At 69.6% G+C, this 21,640-nt stretch carries 16 protein-coding genes and 1 tRNA gene; 14 read left to right on the forward strand and 3 right to left on the reverse strand.

The genetic code is table 11. The annotated features are described in order from the left end of the window. Window positions 1–8 precede the first annotated feature (8 nt). Genes YS110_21285 through YS110_21315 form a run of 7 tightly spaced genes read left to right on the forward strand, consistent with a single transcriptional unit; the run spans window position 9 to window position 9,271 of the window. Entirely contained in the window at window positions 9–1,769 is a 1,761-nt protein-coding gene (locus tag YS110_21285) for an ABC transporter ATP-binding protein (protein UJB67118.1), read from the forward strand. Continuing rightward, the gene (locus YS110_21290; GenBank protein UJB67119.1) at window positions 1,763–3,478 is read left to right on the forward strand and encodes an ABC transporter ATP-binding protein; all 1,716 of its coding nucleotides are present in this window, start codon (window positions 1,763–1,765) and stop codon (window positions 3,476–3,478) included. The genes YS110_21285 and YS110_21290 overlap by 7 nt, the downstream gene beginning before the upstream one ends. Beyond that, window positions 3,478–4,407 (forward strand): iron chelate uptake ABC transporter family permease subunit, encoded by a 930-nt coding sequence (locus YS110_21295; protein ID UJB67554.1) that lies wholly within the window; start codon window positions 3,478–3,480, stop codon window positions 4,405–4,407. The genes YS110_21290 and YS110_21295 overlap by 1 nt, the downstream gene beginning before the upstream one ends. After that, the gene (locus YS110_21300; protein ID UJB67120.1) at window positions 4,407–5,354 is read left to right on the forward strand and encodes an iron chelate uptake ABC transporter family permease subunit; all 948 of its coding nucleotides are present in this window, start codon (window positions 4,407–4,409) and stop codon (window positions 5,352–5,354) included. Before YS110_21295 ends, YS110_21300 begins: the two co-directional genes overlap by 1 nt. After that, window positions 5,351–6,121: an ATP-binding cassette domain-containing protein gene (locus tag YS110_21305; GenBank protein ID UJB67121.1), complete on the forward strand. Its 771-nt coding sequence runs from the start codon at window positions 5,351–5,353 to the stop codon at window positions 6,119–6,121. The genes YS110_21300 and YS110_21305 overlap by 4 nt, the downstream gene beginning before the upstream one ends. A 2-nt stretch (window positions 6,122–6,123) precedes the next feature. Beyond that, window positions 6,124–7,041, forward strand: a complete 918-nt coding sequence (locus YS110_21310) for a siderophore ABC transporter substrate-binding protein (protein ID UJB67122.1) — start codon at window positions 6,124–6,126, stop codon at window positions 7,039–7,041. A 52-nt stretch (window positions 7,042–7,093) separates the two neighbouring features. Continuing rightward, entirely contained in the window at window positions 7,094–9,271 is a 2,178-nt protein-coding gene (locus YS110_21315) for a TonB-dependent siderophore receptor (GenBank protein UJB67123.1), read from the forward strand. 120 nt (window positions 9,272–9,391) lie between these two features. Here the strand turns inward: YS110_21315 and YS110_21320 are convergent, their stop codons facing one another. Then, on the reverse strand, window positions 9,392–10,141 hold the full coding sequence (locus YS110_21320) for a siderophore-interacting protein (protein ID UJB67124.1): 750 nt from the start codon (window positions 10,139–10,141) through the stop codon (window positions 9,392–9,394). Between the two features lie 34 nt (window positions 10,142–10,175). Here YS110_21320 and YS110_21325 point away from each other — a divergent pair, with 34 nt between their 5' ends. Next, on the forward strand, window positions 10,176–10,661 hold the full coding sequence (locus YS110_21325; protein ID UJB67125.1) for a winged helix-turn-helix transcriptional regulator: 486 nt from the start codon (window positions 10,176–10,178) through the stop codon (window positions 10,659–10,661). A 174-nt stretch (window positions 10,662–10,835) separates the two neighbouring features. Here the strand turns inward: YS110_21325 and YS110_21330 are convergent, their stop codons facing one another. Next, window positions 10,836–12,236, reverse strand: coding sequence for an L-serine ammonia-lyase (locus YS110_21330; protein ID UJB67126.1), 1,401 nt, complete (start codon window positions 12,234–12,236; stop codon window positions 10,836–10,838). A 222-nt stretch (window positions 12,237–12,458) separates the two neighbouring features. Further along, window positions 12,459–13,355 (reverse strand): squalene synthase HpnC, encoded by an 897-nt coding sequence (gene hpnC, locus YS110_21335; protein ID UJB67127.1) that lies wholly within the window; start codon window positions 13,353–13,355, stop codon window positions 12,459–12,461. Window positions 13,356–13,459: 104 nt separating this feature from the next. On the opposite strand from hpnC, the gene YS110_21340 reads away from it, so the two are divergent. The 6 genes from YS110_21340 to clpX all read left to right on the forward strand — a co-directional run bounded on the left by YS110_21340 (window position 13,460) and on the right by clpX (window position 21,544). After that, window positions 13,460–14,674 carry an efflux RND transporter periplasmic adaptor subunit gene (locus tag YS110_21340; GenBank protein UJB67128.1) on the forward strand — a complete coding sequence of 405 codons (1,215 nt, stop codon included), beginning with the start codon at window positions 13,460–13,462 and terminating at the stop codon, window positions 14,672–14,674. 7 nt (window positions 14,675–14,681) lie between these two features. Beyond that, window positions 14,682–17,876: an efflux RND transporter permease subunit gene (locus YS110_21345; GenBank protein ID UJB67129.1), complete on the forward strand. Its 3,195-nt coding sequence runs from the start codon at window positions 14,682–14,684 to the stop codon at window positions 17,874–17,876. 93 nt (window positions 17,877–17,969) lie between these two features. Continuing rightward, window positions 17,970–18,056, forward strand: a tRNA-Leu gene (locus tag YS110_21350). A 65-nt stretch (window positions 18,057–18,121) separates the two neighbouring features. Beyond that, complete coding sequence (locus YS110_21355; GenBank protein UJB67130.1) at window positions 18,122–19,435, forward strand: trigger factor; 1,314 nt, start codon at window positions 18,122–18,124, stop codon at window positions 19,433–19,435. A 137-nt stretch (window positions 19,436–19,572) separates the two neighbouring features. Further along, on the forward strand, window positions 19,573–20,181 hold the full coding sequence (gene clpP / locus YS110_21360; protein ID UJB67131.1) for an ATP-dependent Clp endopeptidase proteolytic subunit ClpP: 609 nt from the start codon (window positions 19,573–19,575) through the stop codon (window positions 20,179–20,181). Window positions 20,182–20,278: 97 nt separating this feature from the next. Further along, the gene (gene clpX / locus YS110_21365; GenBank protein UJB67132.1) at window positions 20,279–21,544 is read left to right on the forward strand and encodes an ATP-dependent Clp protease ATP-binding subunit ClpX; all 1,266 of its coding nucleotides are present in this window, start codon (window positions 20,279–20,281) and stop codon (window positions 21,542–21,544) included. Window positions 21,545–21,640 lie beyond the last annotated feature (96 nt).

Genomic DNA, 21,640 nt, shown 5'->3' on the forward strand with positions numbered 1-21,640 from the left:
GCTCGCCCATGAGTGCGCACGACACGGCTGCGGCCGTCCCTTCCTCCCCGTCTGCATCTTCCGGCCCGCTGCGCCGCATCCTCCACCCGGTACGCGGCCGGCTGGCCTGCGCGGCCGTGCTGGCCGCCGTGGGTTCCATGCTCGCCCTGGTGCCGCTGGCGGGCATCGCGCACGTTGCGCGCATCGCCCGGGGCCAGGGCGGCGGCAGCGTCGGGCCGGTGGTCGCGGCCAGCGTGGCCTGCCTGTTCGCGGGCATGGCGCTGGTGCTCGCGGGCGAGCTGGTGGCGCACCTGGCCGACAACCGGCTCACCCACGGCTTGCGTGTGGCGGCCGCGCGCAGGCTGGCGCAGGCGCCGCTGGGCTGGTTCACCAGCCGGGCGTCGGGCGAGGTCAAGCAGGCCATGCAGGACGACATCGCCACGCTGCACGGCCTGACCGCGCACTTCTACACCGCCGTGGGGCGGGCCGTGGGCGCGGTGGGGGTGTCGGTGGTCTATCTGTTTGCGCTGGACTGGCGCCTGGCGATTGCGGCGCTGCTGCCGTTTCCGGGGTTCTTCGTGTTCCTGCGGCGGGCCATGCAGGCCAGCGGGGCAGGCATGCAGGCATTTGCCGAGCGGCTCGGGCGCATCAACAGCGCGACGGTGGAGTTCGTCGGCGGCATTCCGGTCGTCAAGGCGTTCGGCGCGGCAGGCACGGCGCATGGCGGCTACCGCGAGGCGGTCGATGGCTTCGCCGAGGCGTTCGCGGATTTCACGCGCCCGCTGGTGGCGTCCATGGCCCACGCGCACGCCATGGTCGCGCCGGTGACGGTGCTGGGCGTGGTGCTGACTTTCGGCGCGGCGTTCGTGGGCCTGGGCTGGATGGCGCCGGTGGACGTGCTGCCGTTCGCGCTGGTGGCGCCGGGCATCTGCGCGCCGCTGCTGTTGCTGCATACGCTGCTGCACGACCTGCAAGGCGCCGCCGGTGCCGCGCAGCGCGTGCTGGCGCTGCTGGAAACGCCGGTGCTGGCGCAGCCTGCGCCAGGCCAGCAGCAGGTGCCCGTGGGCCATGCGGTGCGCTTCGAGAACGTGGGCTATGGCTACGGCGATGGCCACCGGGTGCTGTCGGGCATCAGTTTCACGCTGGAGCCGGGCACGGTGACGGCCATCGTCGGCCCGTCGGGCGCGGGCAAGTCCACGCTGGCGCGGCTGCTGCTGCGCTTCTTCGATCCGGATGAGGGGCGCATCACGCTCGGTGGCGTCGATCTGCGCCACATCGAGGCGTCGCAGCTCTACCGCCGCATCGGCTTCGTGCTGCAGGACGTGCGGCTGGTCCACGCCAGCGTGCGCGACAACATCGCGTTGGGGCGGCCTTCGGCCAGCCAGCAAGAGATCGAGGACGCCGCGCGCGCGGCGAACATCCACGCGCGCATCCTGGCGCTGCCGCGTGGCTACGACGCCGTGGTGGGCGAGGACGCACAGTTCTCCGGCGGCGAGCGCCAGCGCGTGAGCATCGCGCGCGCCGTGCTGCTCGACCCGCCCGTGCTGGTGCTCGACGAAGCCACGGCCGCCGCCGACGCGGGCAACGAGGCCGCCATCCAGGACGCGCTGTCGCGCTTCGCGCAGGGGCGCACGCTGCTGGTCATCGCGCACCGGCTCGACACGGTGGCGCAGGCCGACCGCATCCTCGTGCTCGATGGCGGCGTGGTCGTGGCGCAGGGGCGCCATGCCGAGCTGCTGGCGCAGGGCGGGCGCTATGCGCGGCTGTGGGCCGAGGGCCAGCCATGCTGAAAACCTTCATCCAGTTGCTGGGCGAGGACGCCCGCCTGCTGCGCCGCTACGCCTGGATGGCCGTGGCCTATGGCGTGCTCTGCGGCCTGGCCATCGCCGCGCTGGTGCCGGTGCTCACGCACCTGCTGGCGGGCGACGCGCGCGCCGCCGCGCCGTGGCTGGCCGCGCTGCTGGCCGGTGTGGCCGTCTGCTGGGGCTGGCGCCGCCGCGTGGAGCAGGCAGGCGTGCGCGTGGGCGTGGCCGTGCTGCAAGGCGGGCGGCATCGCCTGGGCGCGCATGTGGCGCGCCTGCCCGTGGGCTGGTTCACGCCGCAGAACACGGCACGCATCGGCCACATCGTCACGCAGGGGATGATGGCCGTGGCGCAGTTGCCCGCGCACGTGTTCACGCCGGTCATCGGTGGCGTGGTGACGCCGCTGGCCATCGTGGCCGCCCTGTTCGCGCTGAACGCGCGGCTGGGCCTGATCGCGCTGGCGGCGCTGCCGCTGCTGGCCGGGGTGTTCGCGCTCACGGCGCGGCTGGCGCGGCGGGCCGACGCGGCGTTCCACGGCCATTTTGCCGAGGCGAGCCAGCGCATGGTGGAGTTCGCGCAGGCGCAGCCGGTGCTGCGCGCCTTTGGGGGGGAGGGCGGCGGCACGCGCTTTCTGGCGCAGGCGGTGGCGCGGCAGCGCCAAGCGGGCCTGCGGCTGATCGTGCTGTCGGCCCTGTCCGCCGTGCTCACTGCCTGGGCCGTGCAGGCCGTGTTCGCGGTCTTGCTGTTGGCTGGCGCGCTGTGGCTGGATGGCGAAGTGGCCGGCACCCTCGCCGCGCTGCTGCTGGTGGTGCGCTTCATCGACCCGCTGCTGGAAGTGGCGGGCTATGGCGAGGTGCTGCGCGGTGCGCGCGGGCAGCTCGATGCGGTGCGCGCCATCTTCGCCGTCGAACCCCTGCCGCAGCCGAGCGCGCCGCAAGCGCCTGCCGATGCGTCCATCGAACTGCGCGGCGTGCATTTCCGCTACGAACCCGGCGCGCCCGAGGTGCTGCGTGGCGTGAACCTGCGCATCGCGCCCGGCAGCATGGCCGCGCTGATCGGCGAATCCGGCTCGGGCAAGACCACGCTGGTGCGGCTGATCGCGCGCTTCTTCGACGTGGATGCGGGCAGCGTGTGCATTGGCGGCGTGGACGTGCGCCAGATGACGGACGCGCAACGGGCCGCGCAGATCAGCCAGATCTTCCAGGACAGCACGCTGTTCGCGGGCAGCATCGCCGACAACATCCGCATTGGCAAGCCCGGCGCCAGCGATGCCGAGGTGGCGGAAGCCGCGCGGCAGGCGGGCGTGGAGGGGATCGGGCTGGACACGCCGGTCGGCGAAGGCGGCGCGCGCCTGTCGGGCGGCGAGCGCCAGCGCATCGCCGTCGCCCGCGCGCTCATCAAGGACGCGCCGATCCTGCTGGTGGACGAAGCCACCGCCGCGCTGGACGCGGAGAACCAGGCCGTCATCGCCGCAACGCTGGCGCGGCTGCGCGGGCGGCGCACGCTGGTCGTGATCGCGCACCAGCTCTCCACGGTGGCGATGGCCGACCAGATCGTGGTGCTCGAAGGCGGCCAGATCGCTGAGCAGGGCACGCCCGCGCAGTTGCGCGCGCGCCAGGGGCGCTACGCCCGCTTCCTGGCCCAGCGCGAGGCCGCCAAGGGCTGGCGCATCGCACCGGGCGAGGGGCCGTGCTGATGCCCGTGCGCCTGCTGTTCCTGTTCATCGCGCTCTGCGGCGCCTCGCTGCTGATCGGCGCGCGGCAACTGACGTGGCCGCTGCCCGCCGATGCCTGGCTGACGTTGACGGCCAGCCGCCTGCCGCGCCTGGTGGCGCTGGTGCTGACGGGCGTGGGGCTGTCGGTGTGCGGCGTGATCCTGCAGCACATCGTGCGCAACAAGTTCGTCGAGCCGGGCACTTCGGGCGGGCTGGATGCGGCCAAGCTCGGCATCCTGGTGTCGCTGACCGTGCTGCCCGCCACGGGTACGGCGGGGCGCATGCTGTTCGCGCTGGTGTTCTGCTTCGCGGCCAGCCTGCTCTACGTCGCCATCATCCGGCGCATCCGCTTCAGGAACACGGTGCTGGTGCCCGTGGTCGGCCTGATGTACAGCAGCGTGCTCAGCGCCGTGGCGGAGTTCTACGCCTGGCGCCACAACATCCTGCAAAGCATGCAGGGCTGGCTGCTGGGCGACTTCTCGCGCGTGGTGCAGGGCCATTACGAGATCCTCTACGTCATCGTGCCCGTGGTGGCGCTGGCCTACTTGTACGCGCACCGCTTCACCGTGCTGGGCATGGGCGAGGACATGGCCGCCAGCCTGGGCCTGGGCTACGCGGCCACGGCGGCCGTGGGGCTGGTGCTGGTGGCGGTGACGGTATCGGCCACGGTCATCGCCGTGGGCGCGATTCCCTTCGTCGGGCTGGTCGTGCCGCAACTGGTGGCCCTGCGCCGGGGCGACAACCTGGGCCGCACGCTGCCCATCGTCGCGTTCGGCGGCGCCGCGCTGCTGCTGGCCTGCGACATCCTGGGGCGCTTGCTGATGTACCCGTTCGAGGTGCCGATCGGCCTCACGGCGGGCGGCGTGGGTGGGGCGCTTTTTCTCGTACTGATTTTGCGAGGATTGCGGTGATGCGCAGCGGCAGACTGTGGATGTTCTGGCTCGCGGCCGCCGTGCTGGCCGGGGCCTTCGTGTTCGCGGGCGCGGGGCTGGACTTCGGCTACGTGATCCCGAAGCGGCTGGTGCGGCTGGCGGCCATCGCCGTGGGCGGCGTGTGCGTGGCGCTGTCGGCCATCGTGTTCCAGACGCTGGCGGGCAACCGCATCCTCACGCCCGCCATCCTGGGCTACGAGGCGGTCTATCTGCTGTGGCAGTCATTGTTGCTGCTGCTGTTGGGCACCGAGGGGCTGGCGGCGCTGGGCGTAGGCGGCAACTTCGCCGTCTCCATCGCGCTGATGCTCGGCTACTCCTGGGCGCTGCAGCGCTGGCTGTTGCGCAGCGGCGCGAACGACGTGTATCTGTTGCTGCTGCTCGGGCTGGTGCTGACGATGGTGATCGGCACCTTCACGCAGTTCGTGCAGTTGCGCATCAGCCCCGGCGAGTTCGCCGTGTTCCAGGGCTTGAGCCATGCCTCGTTCAACCGCGCGCGGCCCGAGACGCTGGCGCTCTCGGCCCTGGCGGTCGCCGCCGTGTGCCTGGCGGCGCGCAGGAGCCTGCCGGTGCTCGACGTGCTGGCGCTGGGGCGCGAGCAGGCCCTCTCGCTCGGCGTGGACCACGCGCGCCAAGTGCGGCGGCACCTCGCGCTGATCGCGGTGCTGGTGGCGGTGTCCACCAGCCTCATCGGGCCGACGGCGTTCCTGGGCATCTTCGTCGCGCACATCGCCTACGCGCTGGCGGGCAGCAGCCGCCACCGGGCCACGCTGCCGCTGGGCTGCGCGGTCGCCATCGCCATCTTCCTCGCCGCGCAGCTCCTGGTGGAGCACGCCTTCAACTACCAGACCACCGTCAGCATCCTCGTGAATCTGGTGTGCGGCGCGTACTTTCTCGCGCTGGTGGTGCGCGGCCGGGGCACCGCATGATTACCGTCCGCAATCTCCACAAAGCCTACGGCGCCAAGACGGTGCTGTCGGGCATCAGCACCGCGTTTCCGGCGCGGCGCATCACCTCGCTCATCGGCCCCAATGGCGCGGGCAAGTCCACGCTGCTGATGCTCATGGCGCGGCTGCTGCCGCCCAGCGGCGGCGAGGTGCTGCTGGATGGCCGCAGCGTGGCCGGCATCCGCACCGGGGAATACGCCCGCCACGTCGCCACCCTGCGGCAGTCGCCCGGCTTCAGCATGCGCCTCACGGTCGAGGAACTCGTTGCCTTCGGGCGCTTTCCGCACAGCCGGGGCGCGCTCACGCCCGAGGATCGCCGCGCCATCGACGAAGCCATCGCCTTCCTGGCGCTGGAGCCGCTGCGCGGCGCCTACATCGACGAAATCAGCGGCGGCCAGCGCCAGATGGCGTTCCTCGCGATGACCATCGCGCAGCAGACGCCCGTGCTGCTGCTCGACGAGCCGCTCAACAACCTCGACATGAAGCACGCCGTGCAGATCATGCGCGCGCTGCGCCGCCTGTGCGACGAGCAGGGGCGCACCGTGGTGCTGGTGATCCACGACATCAACTTCGCCGCCAATTACTCCGACCACATCGTCGCGCTCAAGGGCGGCGCGATGCACGCGAGCGGCCCCACCGGCGAGGTCGTGACCGAGGCGCGGCTGCGCGATCTGTACGGGCTGGACTTCGAGATCGTGCGCGGCGCGCGCGGCTGCCTTTGCAACTACTTCAATCCTCGGGACAACTGACCATGCACCTTCCACGCAGAAGCCTTCTTCTGGCCGCCGCCGCCATGCCGCTGCTCCCTGCCAGGGCGGCCATCACCATCCGGCACAAGCTCGGCACCACCGTCATCCCGCGCCCGCCGCAGCGCGTGGCGGCGCTGGAGATGAACGAGGTGGACTTCCTCGACCAGCTCGGCGTGCCGGTCGCGGGCATGGTCAAGGACTACGTGCCGCACTTCCTCGCGCGCTACAAGGACGATGCGAACGTGCGGGACCTGGGCGCCATCGTCCAGCCGAACCTGGAGCGCGTGCATGCGCTGCGGCCCGACCTGATCCTCATCACGCCGCTGCAAGCCAACCACTACCAGGAGCTGGCCGAGATCGCGCCCACGCTGCATTTCGACGTGGACTTCCGCAACAGCCAGCACCGCCACATCGAGGTGGTGCGCGAGCACCTGCTGACGCTGGGCCGCATCTTCGGCAAGGAAGCCCTGGCACAGCAAAAGGCCGCGCAGCTCGACGCCAAGGTGCAGCAGGCCCGCCGCGTGACCGAAGGCCGGGCCGAGCGCGCGCTGATCGTGCTGCACAACAACGGCGCGTTCAGCGCCTTCGGCCAGCAGTCGCGCTATGGCTTCGTCTTCAGCGCGCTGGGCGTGCAGTCCGCCAGCGCGGCGGTGGAGAGCAGCCTGCACGGCCAGCCCGTCTCCAGCGAATTCATCCAGCAGGCCGACCCCGACATCCTCTACGTGGTGGACCGCACCGCCGTGATGGAGCGCCGCCCGGTCATGAGCGCGCAGCAGCTCGCCAACCCGCTGCTGCGCCAGACCAAGGCGTGGAAGAGCGGCCGCGTGGTCTTCGCCGATGCCGACGCCTGGTACATCACCGGCGCCAGCCCGGCGTCCCTGCAACGGCTGATCGACGACGTGGTCCGGGGCTACCGCTGATCCGCAGGCCGCTTTTTTCTCTCAACTTCTCGCAACCTTGAAGGAAACCGCCATGGCCCAACGTCGCCATATCCAACGCAACGCACGCCCGTTGTTCGCCCTGAGCGCCATCGCCGCCGCGCTGGTCGCCCCGCAGGCGCTGGCGCAGACCGCGCAACCAGCGCAAACAGCGCAGCAGGAGTCCGCCACGCTCTCCACCGTCACCGTGCAGGACAAGGCCCAGACGCCCACCGCGCCCTATGCGGGCGGGCAGGTCACTTCCGGCGGGCGCATGGGTTTTCTGGGTGACAAGGACATCATGGAAACCCCGTTCTCCGTCATCACCTACACCGAGCAGTTCATCGAAGACCAGCAGGCCACGGACATTACCGGCGTGATCGCCAGGACCGACCCCACGGTGTTCACCAGCGGCATCGCCGGCGAGAGCAACGAGGGCTATTCGATTCGCGGCTTTACGTCGAGCATCAACGACGTGACCTTGAACGGCCTGGCCGGCATGGCGCCGTACTACCGCAGCAGCCTCGAGATGTTCGGGCGCATCGAAGTCATGAAGGGGCCGTCGGCCATGCTCGGCGGCATGCTGCCCAAGGGCTCGGTGGGCGGCTCGGTCAACTTGGTGACCAAGCGCGCGGGCAACGAGCCGGTGACGCGCCTGACCACCAGCTATAGCGGGCAATCGCTGTTCGGCGGCCACATCGACCTGGGGCGGCGCTTTGGCGAGGACGGGCAGTTCGGCGTGCGCTTCAACGGCGTTTACCGCGACGGCGAGACCGCCGTGCACGACCAGGACCGCAAGGCCACCCTGGCATCGCTGGGGCTGGACTGGCGCAGCTCCCGCGTGCGCCTGTCGGCTGACCTGTACCGCAGCAACGACCACGGCAATGGCCTGACCCGTGGCCTGGGGCTGGCCGCCGGGCTGGCGATTCCCACGCCGCCCAGGCCCACTGTCACGTGGAACCCGCCCTGGGCCTTCTTCGACACGGTGGACAAAGGCGTGATGGCGCGCGGCGAGTTCGACATCAGCGACCAGCTCACGGCCTATGCCGCAGCGGGCATCAGCAAGACCGCGTTCCAGTCCAACATGGGCACGGGCAACATCATCAACGCGGCGGGCGACTTCACCATCAACTTCAGCGGCGTGAGCGACGAGGTGGAGCGCAAGTCGGCCGAGGTGGGCCTCAAGGGGCGGCTGCGCACGGGCGACGTGGGCCACCAGTTTGCGCTGAACGTCACGCACTACACCGAGGATTATTTGCTGCGGGGCTTCCGCAACAGCCTGGGTGCAACGGGCTGGACCACCAACATCTACAACCCCGTCTGGGGCAGCAACCCCGGCACCACGTACCCTGCCCTGACCCGGACCGAAACGGGTATGACCAGCTTTGGCGTGGCAGACACCATGTCCTTCCTGCAAGACCGGCTGCAGCTCACGCTGGGCGTGCGCCACCAGAGCGCTTCCACCGACAGCTACCTTGCGCCCACCGGTGCGCGCACCAGCACCTATGACAAGAGCGCCACCACGCCCGCAGCGGCCGTGCTGTTCAAGGCCACGGACAAGCTGTCGGTGTATGGCAACCTCATCCAGGGCCTGAGCCAGGGCTCCACTGCCCCGGCCACCGCAGCCAATGCGGGCGAGGTCTTCCCGCCGTACAAGAGCAAGCAAATGGAAGTGGGTGCCAAGCTCGACCTGGGCAACTTCGCCCACACCGTCAGCCTGTTCGAGATCAAGCGCCCCAGCAGCTATACCGACCCGGCCACCAACGTCTTCGCGTTCGGCGGCGAGCAGCGCAACCGGGGCGTTGAATGGGGCTTCTTCGGTACGCCTGTGCGCGGCGTGCGCCTGATGGGCGGCGTTGCCTATACCGATGCCAAGATCACCAAAGCCGCAGTCGCCGCCAGCGAGGGCAAGCAGGCCACCGGCGCGCCCAAGTGGCAAGGCAAGCTGGGTGCCGAATGGGACGTGCCAGCCGCCCCTGGCCTGACGCTGACCGCCAACGCCAACGCGGCCAGCAAGCGCTACTTCAACGCCACCAACACCCTGTGGGTGCCGGGCGGCACCACCTGCGACCTGGGGGCGCGCTACGCCACCAAGGCCGCCGGCTACCCCTTGATCTTGCGCGCCAGCGTGACCAACGTGGCCAACAAGGCTTACTGGTCGCAAGCGAACTTTGGCGGCCTGGGGCTGGGTGCGCCGCGCACCTTGACACTGTCGGCAGCGGTGGACTTCTGACGCCGGGCCGCCATGGGCCGCCGGGAAGGCAGCCCATGGCGGCTGATTGTTTGAGGTGTTTTGGCCTCCAGCGCCCGTCCTGCAAGCGCGGGCAGCTATGGCTTTGGTAGCTCTCCGGCGTCAGGCCGCGTCGTCCAGGTTCTCGTGGTGCGCCACGGCGCCGCGCTTCCAGTAGGCAGCGGCGCGCAGGGCATGGCGGCTGTGGCCCTTGTCCTGCACCAGCAGGCGGCGCAGCGCGGCCATGGTGCCGGCTTCGCCCGCGCACCAGGCGTAGCCCTCGCCGGCGGGCAGCGCGAAGGCGCGCACGGCGTCGATCAGCGCCGCGTCGTCGTCCAGCCAGTGCAGTTGCAGGCGCGCCTGCGTGGCCAGCGCGCGGCGGTCGGAGGCGTCCAGCGCGATGAAGGCGAAGGCATGGCTGCCGGCGGGCAGCTCCTCCAGGCGCCGGGCGATGGCGGGCAGCGCCGTCACGTCGCCGGCGAGCAGGTGCCAGGCGTAGTCGGCGGGCACGAGGAAGGAGCCGCGCGGGCCGCCGATGTCCAGCCGGTCGCCCGCCTGGGCACGGGCGGCCCAGGCGGCGGCCGGGCCGTCGCCGTGCAGGGCGAATTCCAGCGTCAGCTCGTTGGCTACGGGGTCGTAGCGGCGCGGGGTGTAGTCGCGCCGTGCGGCGCCAGCGCCCCCGGCGGGCAGGAACAGCTTGATGTGGTCGTCGAACCCGGGGCTGTGAAAGCCTTGCAGCGCGTCGCCGCCCAGGGTGACGGCGCGCACCTGGGGGCTGACCTGGGTAGTGCGGCGCACTTCCAGGGTGCGCATGCGCAGTTCGTGGCGCACGCGCTGGACGCGGCTGGCGGCGGGGGAAAGGTCTTCGGGCATGGTTGCGGTCAGTTGGTTGATAATATCATTCATTATGGTAAATAAAATTGACAATATCAATCAATTGACTTCCCCGGGAAGCGCCCCGGCGCGCGCGGCGGGCGATGAGGTGATGGAGCTGCTGCACCGGCTGATGCACCAGTACCGCGCGCTGCAGCAGCAGGCGCTGCGCGAGGGCGCGCACGGCATCACGCTCTGGGAGAGCAAGGCGCTGGGTTTCTTCGCCCGCCAGCCCGGGGCGACGCAAAGCGACCTGGCGGCCCACTCGGGGCGCGACAAGGCGCAACTGGCGCGCCTGGTGAAAGGGCTGCGCGAGCGCGGCCTGCTCGATGGCGTGGCCGACGCCGCCGACCGCCGCACCGTGCGCATCGCCCCCACGGCGCAGGGGCTGGCGCTGCTGCAATCCCTGCGCGGCCAGGCGCAGCAGGTGGCCGAGCGCGCCGTGGCCGGGCTGGACGGGCAGGAGCAGGCGCAACTGCGCGCGCTGCTGGCGCGCATGGCGGCCAACCTGGAGGGGTGAGGCGCTTACCCTGACCTTGGCTTATGGCGCTGCCCATGAAACTGGCGCGGCCCAGCCCAGCGGACGCCGCGCAAGGGCCGCCCCGCCGCGCTGGCGTCGTCCCCCTGCCCGCATTGCGCAGCAATGCGAGAGCGGGGGGAAGCCGCGCAGCGGCTCAGGGGGGTGTCGTTTCCCTCAACACTGCACCACGTTCACGGCCAGGCCGCCGCGCGAGGTTTCCTTGTACTTGGTCTTCATGTCGGCGCCGGTCTGCATCATGGTCTTGATGACCTTGTCGAGCGAGACGACGTGCGTGCCGTCGCCGCGCAGCGCCATGCGCGCGGCGTTGATGGCCTTGATGGCGCCCATGGCGTTGCGCTCGATGCACGGGATCTGCACCAGCCCGCCCACGGGGTCGCAGGTCATGCCCAGGTTGTGCTCCATGCCGATCTCGGCGGCGTTCTCCACCTGCGCCGGGGTGCCGCCGAGCACGGCCGCCAGCGCGCCCGCCGCCATCGAGCAGGCCACGCCCACTTCGCCCTGGCAGCCGACTTCGGCGCCCGAGAGCGAGGCCGTCTGCTTGTAGATCAGGCCAATGGCGCCGGCCGTGAGCAGGAACTGGACGATGCCCTCGTCGCCGGCCCCGGGAACGAAGCGCGCGTAGTAGTGCAGCACCGCCGGCACCACCCCGGCCGCGCCGTTGGTGGGCGCCGTGACCACGCGGCCGCCGGCGGCGTTCTCCTCGTTCACGGCCATGGCGTAGAGGTTGACCCAGTCGAGCATGGACAGCGGGTCGCGCAGCGCTTCCTCGGGCCGCGCGCACAGGCTCTGGTACAGCGCCGGGGCGCGCCGCTGCAGGTGCAGCGGGCCCGGCAACTGCCCCCCGCCCGCACAGCCCCGGCGCACGGCGGCGGCCATGGTTTGCCAGATGTGCAGCAGGCGGCGCCGTACCTCGGGGGCGCTGTGCCAGTGCTGTTCGTTGGCCAGGGTGAGGGCCGCCACCGACGAACCCGTGGCCTGGCAGTGCGCCAGCAGCTCGGCGCCGGTGCGGTAGGGGTGGGGCAGGCCGGCGCCGGTGCCCAGGGCGTCGGGCGGGGGCTGGTCGGCCATGTTGAGCACGCGTGCGCCGTGTTCGTCCACCACGAAGCCGCCGCCGACCGAGTAGTACACGCGCCGCAGCAGGGCCGTGCCATCGGCGCCGAAGGCGTGGAACTGCATGCCGTTGGGGTGGTAGGGCAGGCTCTTGCGCCGCATCAGCAGGTGCGCGCGCGGCACGAACGGCAGCGGGCGGCGGCCCAGCAGGGCAAGCTGCCCGCTGGCGTGGATGGCGGCGATGGCGGCGCCGATCTGGTCGGGGTCGATCTGCTCGGGCAGGTGCCCGGCCAGACCCAGCAGCACGGCCCGGTCGGTGCCGTGGCCCACGCCCGTGGCGGCGAGCGAGCCGAACAGTTCCACCTCCAGCCGCTGCACGGCGGGCAGCAGGCCCAGGGCGTCGAGCTGGCAGGCGAACTGGCGCGCCGCGATCATGGGGCCCACGGTGTGGGAGCTGGAGGGGCCGATGCCGATCTTGAACAGATCGAAAACGCTGACGGACATGGCGGGGCGTGCGGTGGTGGATCTGCCGCCGGTTGTACTGGCGGCGGCGCGGGCGGCCATGCTGGCAATCCCTGAGAGGGGTGCAGGCCCGCGGGCTTGCATGCTCTTTGATTGATAGCTGCCAGCGCTTGCTGGATAAGCGCCAGGGCCGTTTTTTCTTCAAAAAACACGCCGCCTTCAGCGACCGTTGCGGGGCATGAAAGTAACTTCTGCCCCGGCGCTTCAGCCAGTGCGGCGGCGCATGCACAGGGCGCGCCAGCCCATGCGCAGCCAGTCGGGCGGCGCCAGCGTGGGGCGCTGGCACAGGTTGGCGCCGTGCAGGGCGTCGATCTTGTCGAGGATGCGCAGCCCGCCCTGCACCACCAGGCGCAGCTCCCAGCCCGCGCGGCCCGGCAGGCGGTGCACCAGCGGGGCGCCCTGCAGCATCAGCGCGCGCGCCCAGGTGGCGTTGCCGGCCAGCAGGCGCGTGGTGGCGGGCGTGGGCTGCAGCGCGGCCAGCGTGGCGCGGTCCACGCCGTGGGCGGCGCAGTCGGCGTCGCAGAGGTAGTGGCGCCCGCGCGGAATGTCCACGCTCAGGTCCTGCCAGAAGTTGATGAGCTGCAGGGCGGAGCAGATGGCGTCGCTCTGCGCCAGGGCCTCGGCATCCGCCACGCCATACAGGTGCAGCAGCAGCCGCCCCACGGGGTTGGCCGAGCGGCGGCAGTAGTCGAGCAGGGCGGTGCGGTCGGCGTAGGTGGCGGCGTCGCGGGTTTTCTCGGCGTCCTGCACGAAGGCGCTGAGCAGGTCGTCGAGCAGCGCCACGGGCAGGCCATGCTGGCGCAGCACGCCCTGCAGCGGGCCGAACACGGCGGCCCAGCGCGCGCCGGGCGCCGCCCCCGCGGCCGCGGCGGCCAGCTCGGCGCGGTAGGCCGCCAGGTCGCGCAGGCGCTGGGTTGGCGCGGCGTCGCCCTCGTCGGCAATGTCGTCGGCCGTGCGCGCAAAGGCGTACAGCGCGGCAATGGGCGCGCGCAGGTGCGGCGGGCACAGCAGCGAGGCCACGGGAAAGTTCTCGTAGTGCGTCACGGGCGCCGCCGTGGCGGGCGCGGCCGGGGGCGGGGGGGATGGGGGCGGGGCGTTCACGGCACGGATTGTCGCCGTGCGCGGCCGTTTTGGTCTTGACAAGGGGGCTGGGGCTACTTAGATTACTAACCAGTCAGTCATTAATTTCACCACCCCCTTCCATCATGCGTTCTTCCTCCGCGTTGGCGTGGCCCCGTTCGGGGCTTTTTTTGCAGCCGGGCCGTGCCCGGTCTTCCGGCGGCGGCGCTGCCTGGCTGTGCGTGGCGGCGGCGGCTGCGCTGCTGGCCGGGTGCGCACGCCCGGAACCACCGCCCGAGCCGGTGCGCTCCGTCAAGCTGCTGACGGTGGGCGAGGGTGACCTGCAGGCGCAGCGCGAGTTCGCCGGCGAGGTGCGGGCGCGCGTGGAGTCGCGCCTGTCCTTCCGCGTGGCGGGCAAGCTGGTGCAGCGCCAGGCCGAGCTGGGCCAGGCGGTGAAGCCCGGCCAGTTGCTGGCCCAGTTGGACGCGCAGGACTACGCGCTGGCGCTCGACGCCGCGCGCGCCCAGGTGGTGGCGGCCGTGACGCAGCGCGACCTGGCGGCGGCGGATTTCAAGCGCTTTGCCCAGCTCAAGGCGCAGAACTTCATCAGCGGCGCCGAGCTGGAGCGGCGCGAGGCGGCGCTCAAGTCGGCCCAGGCGCAGCTCGACCAGGCCCAGGCCCAGGTGGCCGCGCAGGGCAACCAGCAGGCGTACACGCGGCTGGTGGCCGACGTGGCGGGCGTGGTGACCGGCATCGAGGCCGAGCCGGGCCAAGTGCTGTCGGCCGGCATGACGGTGGTGCGCATCGCCCAGGACGGCGCGCGCGACGTGGTGTTTTCCGTGCCCGAGGACCAGGTGGCGCGTGTGCGCGTGGGCCAGGACGTGCAGGTGCGCGCGTGGTCCGGCGGCGCGCCGTTCGGCGGCAAGGTGCGCGACGTGGCGGCCAGCGCCGACCCGGTGACGCGCACCTACCTGGTCAAGGTGGCGGTGGCCGGGCCGCAGGTGCCCGCGCTGGGGTCTACCGTGTATGCGCTGCCGGCGGCGCTGTCGCAGGTGGGGCAAAAGGCGCTCAAGCTGCCCACCAGTGCACTGCGCCAGGACGGGCAGCAGACGGCGGTGTGGGTGTACGACGCGGCGGCGGGCACGGTGCGCTCGCAGCCCATCGAGATCGCCGCGGCCGATGGCAACGAGGTGGTGGTGCGTGGCGGGCTGGCGCCCGGCATGCAGGTGGTGGCCACGGGCGTGCATGTGCTGGCGCCGGGGCAGAAGGTTAGCGTTTATCAGCCAAAAACGGCTCCAGCGCCCGCCAGCAAAGCGCTAGCAGCTACTGATTCGGTAGCGCCCGTGAACCAGCCGCAGTGAGGGCCGCATGACGCCAGTGCAAGCCAGGCAGGGCTTCAACCTGTCCAAGTGGGCGCTCGACCACGCCGCGCTCACGCGCTACCTGATGGTGGTGCTGATGGTGCTGGGCATCGCCGCCTATTTCCAGCTCGGGCAGGACGAAGACCCGCCCTTCACCTTCCGTGCCATGGTGGTGCGCACCTACTGGCCCGGCGCCACGGCGCAGCAGGTGGCCGAGCAGGTGACCGACAAGATCGAGCGCACGCTGCAGGAGGTGCCCTACGCCGACAAGATCCGCAGCTACTCCAAGCCGGGCGAGTCGCAGATCATCTTCCAGATCAAGGACTCGTCGCGTCCCAGCGAGGTGGCCAACGTCTGGTACCAGGTGCGCAAGCGCGTGGGCGACATGCGCTACACGCTGCCGCAGGGCGTGCAGGGGCCGTTCTTCAACGACGACTTCGGCGATGTCTACGGCGTGATCTACGCGCTGGAGGCCGACGGCTTCAGCTACGCCGAGGCCAAGGAGTTCGCCGACGACGTGCGCCAGCGGCTGCTGCGCGTGCCCGACGTGGCCAAGGTGGAACTGTTCGGCGTGCAGGACGAGAAGCTGTTCATCGAGATCCCGCAAAAGCGCCTGGCGCAGCTTGGCCTGGACATGAACCAGGTGCTGGCCCAGCTGGGCCAGCAGAACGCGGTGGAGAGCGCGGGCACCGTGCAGGCGCCGCAGGACCAGGTGCAGGTGCGCGTGGGCGGGCAGTTCGGCGGGCCGGACGATTTGCGCGCCATGCCGATACGCGGCGCCTCGGGCGCGCAGCTGCGCCTGGGCGACATCGCCACCGTCACGCGCGGGTACGTGGACCCGGCCACGGTGAAGGTGCGCCACCAGGGGCAGGAGGTGGTGGCGCTGGGGGTGTCGATGGCCAAGGGGGGCGACATCATCCGCCTGGGCCGGGCCCTGGGCGAGGCCACGGCCCAGATCGAGAAGACGCTGCCGGCCGGTGTGCGGCTGGTGAACGTGCAGGACCAGCCCAAGGCCGTGGTGCGCTCGGTGAACGAGTTCATCAAGGTGCTGATCGAGGCCGTGGTGATCGTGCTGGCCGTGAGCTTCATCAGCCTGGGGCTGCACAAGCGCCCCGGCAACCACCCGCTGTGGCGCCGCTGGACGCTGGACACGCGCCCTGGGCTGGTGGTGGGCATCACCATTCCGCTGGTGCTGGCCGTCACCTTCCTGGCCATGTGGTACTGGGGCATCGGGCTGCACAAGATCTCGCTGGGCTCGCTCATCATCGCGCTGGGCCTGCTGGTGGACGACGCCATCATCGCCGTGGAGATGATGGTGCGCAAGATGGAAGAGGGCTACGACAAGGTGCGCTCGGCCACCTTCGCCTACGAGATCACGGCCATGCCCATGCTCACGGGCACGCTGATCACGGCGGCGGGCTTCCTGCCCATCGGCATCGCCAAATCCACGGTGGGCGAATACACCTTCGCCATCTTCGCGGTGACGGTGATCTCGCTCGTGCTGTCGTGGATCGTCTCGGTGTACTTCGTGCCCTACCTGGGCACGCTGCTGCTCAAGGTGCCGCCGCATGTGCCCGACATGGTGGCCGGCCGCGAGGAGCCGCACGAGATGTACGACACGCCGTTCTACGTGACCTTCCGCCGCCTGGTGAACTGGTGCGTGGAGCACCGCTGGCTCACCATCGGCGCCACGCTGCTGACCTTCGCGCTCGGCTTGTGGGGCATGGGCAAGGTGCAGCAGCAGTTCTTCCCGGATTCGAGCCGCCCCGAGATCCTGGTGGACGTGTGGCTGCCCGAGGGCAGTTCGTTCGCCGCGAACGAGGAGGTGACGCGGCGCGTCGAGACGGTGCTGCGCGCGCAGCCCGGCGTCGAGACGGTGAGCGCCTGGGTGGGCTCGGGCGTGCCGCGCTTCTACCTGCCGCTGGACCAGGTGTTTCCGCAGACCAACGTATCGCAGTTCATCGTGCTGCCGCAGGACTTGAAGACGCGCGAGACGCTGCGCATGGCGCTGCCCGCGCTGCTGGCGCAGGAGTTCCCCGAGGTGCGCGCGCGCGTGAAGCTGCTGCCCAACGGGCCGCCGGTGCCGTACCCGGTGCAGTTCCGCGTGCTGGGGCCCGACCCGGCCCAGTTGCGCTTGCGCGCCGACGAGGTCAAGGCCATGCTGCGCGAGAGCCCGCAGATGCGCGGCGTGAACGACAACTGGAACGAGTCGGTCAAGGCGCTGCGCCTGGAGATCGACCAGGACAAGGCGCGCGCCCTGGGCGTGTCCAGCCAGTCCATCGCCCAGGCCACGCGCACTACGGTGCTGGGCACCACGGTGGGCCAGTACCGCGAGGGCGACAAGCTGATCGACATCGTGCTGCGCCAGCCGCTGGATGAGCGCGCTGCCATCACCGACCTGGCCAACGCCTACGTGGGCACGTCCACCGGCCGCGCCATACCGCTGACGCAGATCGCCAAGCCACGCATGGCCTGGGAGCCGGGCGTGATGTGGCGCGAGGGCCGCGAGTACGCCATCACGGTGCAGGGCGACGTGGTGGAGGGGCTGCAGGGCGCCACGGTGACCCACGCGCTGCTGCCCGGCCTGCGCGCGCTGGAGGGGCAGTGGCGCGCCGCCGGCGGCACGGCCTACCGCATCGAAGTGGCGGGCGCCGTCGAGGAAAGCGCCAAGGGCTCGTCTTCGATCGCGGCGGGGCTGCCCGTCATGCTGTTCATCACCTTCACGCTGCTCATGCTGCAGCTGCACAGCTTCAGCCGCGCGATGCTGGTATTCCTGACCGGCCCGCTGGGGATCGCCGGGGTGGCCGCGGCGCTGCTGGCGCTGGGCCGGCCCTTCGGTTTCGTGGCGCTGCTGGGGGTGATCGCGCTCATGGGCATGATCCAGCGCAACTCGGTGATCCTGATCGACCAGATCGAGCTCGACCGCGCGCGCGGCGTGCCGGCGTGGGACGCCATCATCGAGGCGGCGGTGCGCCGGCTGCGCCCCATCGTGCTCACGGCGGCGGCGGCCGTGCTGGCCATGATTCCGCTGTCGCGCAGCGTGTTCTGGGGGCCCATGGCCGTGGCCATCATGGGCGGGCTCGTCGTGGCGACGGTGCTGACCCTGCTGGCGCTGCCGGCCATGTATGCGGCGTGGTTCCGCGTGCGCCGGCCCAGTCCGGAGGAAGTGGCCATGGTGCGCAGCACGCAGATAGCACATTAATTTACGGGGCTTTGCTTACAACCAGCTAAAATCGCCGGTTGACCCCATTCACGCAGGCGGCATTCCATGGCCGCCTGTTTGTTTGCAAAACCAGCGCGGGTGGCGAAATTGGTAGACGCACCAGGTTTAGGTCCTGACGCCCGCAAGGGTGTGGGGGTTCGAGTCCCCCCCCGCGCACCACGAGACTTGGCGGAGTCGCTGCTGCCGACACCATCTACATCCTCGATCCGATACTAGGAACACAAATGGCCGTTACTGTTGAAACCCTTGAAAAGCTCGAGCGCAAGATCACGCTGAGCCTGCCCCTGACCACCATCCAGACCGAAGTCGATGCCCGCCTCAAGCGCCTGGCACGTACCGTGAAGATGGATGGCTTCCGTCCCGGCAAGGTGCCCCTGAGCGTGGTGGCCCAGCGCTATGGCTACTCGGTGCAGTACGAAGTGCTGAACGACAAGGTGGGCGAGGCCTTTGCCCAGGCCTCCAACGAGGCCCAACTGCGCGTGGCCGGCCAGCCGCGCATCACCGAGAAAGACGGCGCGCCCGAAGGCCAGGTGACCTTCGACGCCGTGTTCGAGGTGTTCCCCGAAGTGAAGATCGCCGACCTGTCGGATGCCGAGGTCGAGCGCCTGTCCGCCGAAGTGGACGAGGCCGCCATCGAGAAGACCCTGGACATCCTGCGCAAGCAGCGCCGCACGTTCGCCCAGCGCGCCCAGACCGCGCCCGCCGAGGACGGCGACCGCGTGACCGTGGACTTCGAGGGCAAGATCGACGGCGAGCCCTTCCAGGGCGGCAAGGCCGAGGACTTCCAGTTCCTGGTGGGCGAAGGCCAGATGCTCAAGGAATTCGAGGACGCCGTGCGTGGCATGAAGTCGGGCGAGAGCAAGACCTTCCCGCTGGCCTTCCCCGAGGACTACCACGGCAAGGACGTGGCCGGCAAGACGGCCGACTTCCTGGTGACGCTGAAGAAGATCGAGGCCGCCAACCTGCCGGAAGTGAACGAGCAGTTCGCCAAGTCGCTGGGCATTGCCGACGGCACCGTGGAGGGCCTGCGTGCCGACATCAAGAAAAATCTCGAGCGCGAGGTGAAGTTCCGCCTGATGGCCCGCAACAAGCAGGCCGTGATGGACGCCCTGGTAGCCAAGGCCGAGCTGGACCTGCCCAACGCGGCCATCCAGGCCGAGATCGCACGCCTGCTGGAAGGCGCGCGCGCCGATCTGAAGCAGCGTGGCATCAAGGACGCCGACAAGGCCGAGATCCCTGAGGACATCTTCCGTCCCCAGGCCGAGCGCCGCGTGCGCCTGGGCCTGGTGCTGGCGGAGCTGGTGCGTGCCAACGCGCTGCAGGCCACGCCCGAGCAGCTCAAGACCCACATCGACGAACTGGCCGCGAGCTACGAGAAGCCCGAGGACGTGGTGCGCTGGTACTTCGGCGACCGCCAGCGCCTGGCCGAGGTGGAAGCCGTCGTGGTGGAAAACAACGTCACCAGCTTCGTCCTGGGCAAGGCCAAGGTCACCGACAAGGCCGTTTCCTTCGAAGAGCTGATGGGCCAGCAGGGCTGATCCTTGAGAAGTCCGGGACGGTTGCGGCAGGCGCTGTCCCTGGATTCTTCTTGTTTCCTGGGGCTTGTGCTTTGGCGCACAAGCCCCAATTCATTTGTGGATACAGTACGCGCCGTACTGGTTGGACTGGAGAAAACATGAGCGCATTGGATACACAGAACCTGGGCCTGATCCCCATGGTCATCGAGCAGTCGGGCCGTGGCGAGCGGTCGTACGACATCTACTCGCGCCTGCTCAAGGAGCGGGTGGTCTTCCTGGTCGGGCCGGTCAACGACCAGTCCGCCAATCTGGTGGTGGCGCAGTTGCTGTTCCTGGAGAGCGAGAATCCTGACAAGGATATTTCGTTCTACATCAACTCCCCGGGCGGTTCGGTCAGCGCCGGCTTGGCGATTTTCGACACCATGAACTTCATCAAGCCGGATGTCTCGACGCTGTGCACGGGCATGGCGGCCAGCATGGGCGCGTTCCTGCTGGCGGCGGGTGCCAAGGGCAAGCGTTTCGCGTTGCCCAATTCCAAGGTGATGATCCACCAGCCGCTCGGCGGCATGCAGGGCCAGGCAACCGAGATCGAGATCCATGCGCGCGAAATCCTCAAGACCCGCGAGCAGCTCAACCAGATCCTGGCAGAGCGTACCGGCCAGCCGCTGGAAAAGATCCAGCAGGACACCGAGCGTGATTACTACCTGAGCGCCGCCGAGGCGCAGTCCTATGGCCTGGTGGACCAGGTCATCGAAAAGCGCGCCTGAGGGAGGTGCGCCAAGCGGCGTTTCCCCTGCGGGGAACGCCGTTTTTATTTCGCTATCATCCCCCGACCAACGTATTCAGTGACAAGGCATTGCCCCCATGGCCGAGAAAAAAGGCTCCTCCAGCGAGAAAACCCTCTACTGCTCTTTTTGCGGCAAGAGCCAGCATGAAGTGAAGAAGCTGATCGCCGGTTCGTCGGTTTTTATCTGCGACGAATGCATTGGCCAGTGCAACGAAATCATCCGTGACGAGCTGCCCGCAGGGGGCTCCACGACCGACGTGCGCGGCGATTTGCCGACGCCCGCCGAAATCAAGGGCAACCTGGACAACTACGTCATCGGCCAGGAGAAGGCGAAGCGCACCCTGGCCGTGGCGGTCTACAACCACTACAAGCGCCTGCGCTACAAGGACAAGGCGGGCAAGGACGAGGTGGAGCTCTCGAAGAGCAACATCCTGCTGATCGGCCCCACGGGTTCGGGCAAGACCTTGCTGGCGCAGACGCTGGCGCGTCAGCTTGACGTGCCCTTCGTCATGGCCGATGCCACGACGCTGACCGAAGCTGGGTATGTCGGCGAGGACGTGGAAAACATCATCAGCAAGCTGCTGCAAAGCTGCAACTACGACGTGGAAAAGGCGCAGCGCGGCATCGTCTACATCGACGAAATCGACAAGATCTCGCGCAAGTCGGACAACCCGAGCATCACGCGCGACGTGTCGGGCGAGGGCGTGCAGCAGGCCTTGCTGAAGCTGATCGAAGGCACCATGGCCAGCGTGCCGCCGCAGGGCGGGCGCAAGCATCCCAACCAGGACTTCCTGCAGATCGACACGACCAATATCCTGTTCATCTGCGGCGGCGCTTTCGCCGGGCTGGAGAAGGTCATCGAGAACCGCACCGAGGCCTCGGGCATCGGCTTTGGCGCCGCCGTACGCAGCAAGCAGCAGCGCGCCATCTCCGAGGTGTTCCAGGACATCGAGCCCGAGGATCTGATCAAGTTCGGCATCATCCCCGAACTGGTGGGCCGCATGCCTGTGGTCACTTCGCTGGCCGAGCTGAGCGAGGATGCCCTGGTGCAAATCCTGACAGAACCCAAGAACGCCTTGGCCAAGCAGTACAGCAAATTGCTGTCCATGGAAGGTGTGGAGCTGGAAATACGCCCCGCCGCGCTCAAGGCGATTGCCCGGAAGGCGCTCGCACGCAAAACCGGTGCGCGTGGATTGCGCTCGATCCTGGAGCAGGCACTGATCGGCACCATGTTCGATCTGCCCAACGCCGCCAATGTGGAAAAAGTGGTGGTGGACGAATCCACGATCGAGGAAAGCAAGCCGCCATTGCTCGTGTACCGCGAGGCGGCCAAGAAGGCTTGACGTACTTGCAGCGAAGCCTTCGCGCCGCTGTTGCACATGTCTCCTGCGGGAGCTGCGTGCCCCCGTTTCCCCCGGCTGGTGTTTCGGCACCAGCGG

This window comes from Acidovorax sp. YS12 (assembly GCA_021496925.1).
Classification (GTDB): Bacteria; Pseudomonadota; Gammaproteobacteria; order Burkholderiales; family Burkholderiaceae_C; genus Paenacidovorax.

Coding starts and splice junctions, on each gene's coding strand:
- YS110_21330 (UJB67126.1), bottom strand. CDS start 12,236: ATGTCCGTCAGCGTTTTCGATCTGTTCAAGATCGGCATCGGCCCCTCC.
- YS110_21305 (UJB67121.1), top strand. CDS start 5,351: ATGATTACCGTCCGCAATCTCCACAAAGCCTACGGCGCCAAGACGGTG.
- clpX (UJB67132.1), top strand. CDS start 20,279: ATGGCCGAGAAAAAAGGCTCCTCCAGCGAGAAAACCCTCTACTGCTCT.
- YS110_21290 (UJB67119.1), top strand. CDS start 1,763: ATGCTGAAAACCTTCATCCAGTTGCTGGGCGAGGACGCCCGCCTGCTG.
- YS110_21355 (UJB67130.1), top strand. CDS start 18,122: ATGGCCGTTACTGTTGAAACCCTTGAAAAGCTCGAGCGCAAGATCACG.
- YS110_21345 (UJB67129.1), top strand. CDS start 14,682: ATGACGCCAGTGCAAGCCAGGCAGGGCTTCAACCTGTCCAAGTGGGCG.
- YS110_21285 (UJB67118.1), top strand. CDS start 9: ATGAGTGCGCACGACACGGCTGCGGCCGTCCCTTCCTCCCCGTCTGCA.
- YS110_21295 (UJB67554.1), top strand. CDS start 3,478: ATGCCCGTGCGCCTGCTGTTCCTGTTCATCGCGCTCTGCGGCGCCTCG.
- clpP (UJB67131.1), top strand. CDS start 19,573: ATGAGCGCATTGGATACACAGAACCTGGGCCTGATCCCCATGGTCATC.
- YS110_21300 (UJB67120.1), top strand. CDS start 4,407: ATGCGCAGCGGCAGACTGTGGATGTTCTGGCTCGCGGCCGCCGTGCTG.
- YS110_21315 (UJB67123.1), top strand. CDS start 7,094: ATGGCCCAACGTCGCCATATCCAACGCAACGCACGCCCGTTGTTCGCC.
- YS110_21320 (UJB67124.1), bottom strand. CDS start 10,141: ATGCCCGAAGACCTTTCCCCCGCCGCCAGCCGCGTCCAGCGCGTGCGC.
- YS110_21340 (UJB67128.1), top strand. CDS start 13,460: ATGCGTTCTTCCTCCGCGTTGGCGTGGCCCCGTTCGGGGCTTTTTTTG.
- YS110_21310 (UJB67122.1), top strand. CDS start 6,124: ATGCACCTTCCACGCAGAAGCCTTCTTCTGGCCGCCGCCGCCATGCCG.
- YS110_21325 (UJB67125.1), top strand. CDS start 10,176: ATGGTAAATAAAATTGACAATATCAATCAATTGACTTCCCCGGGAAGC.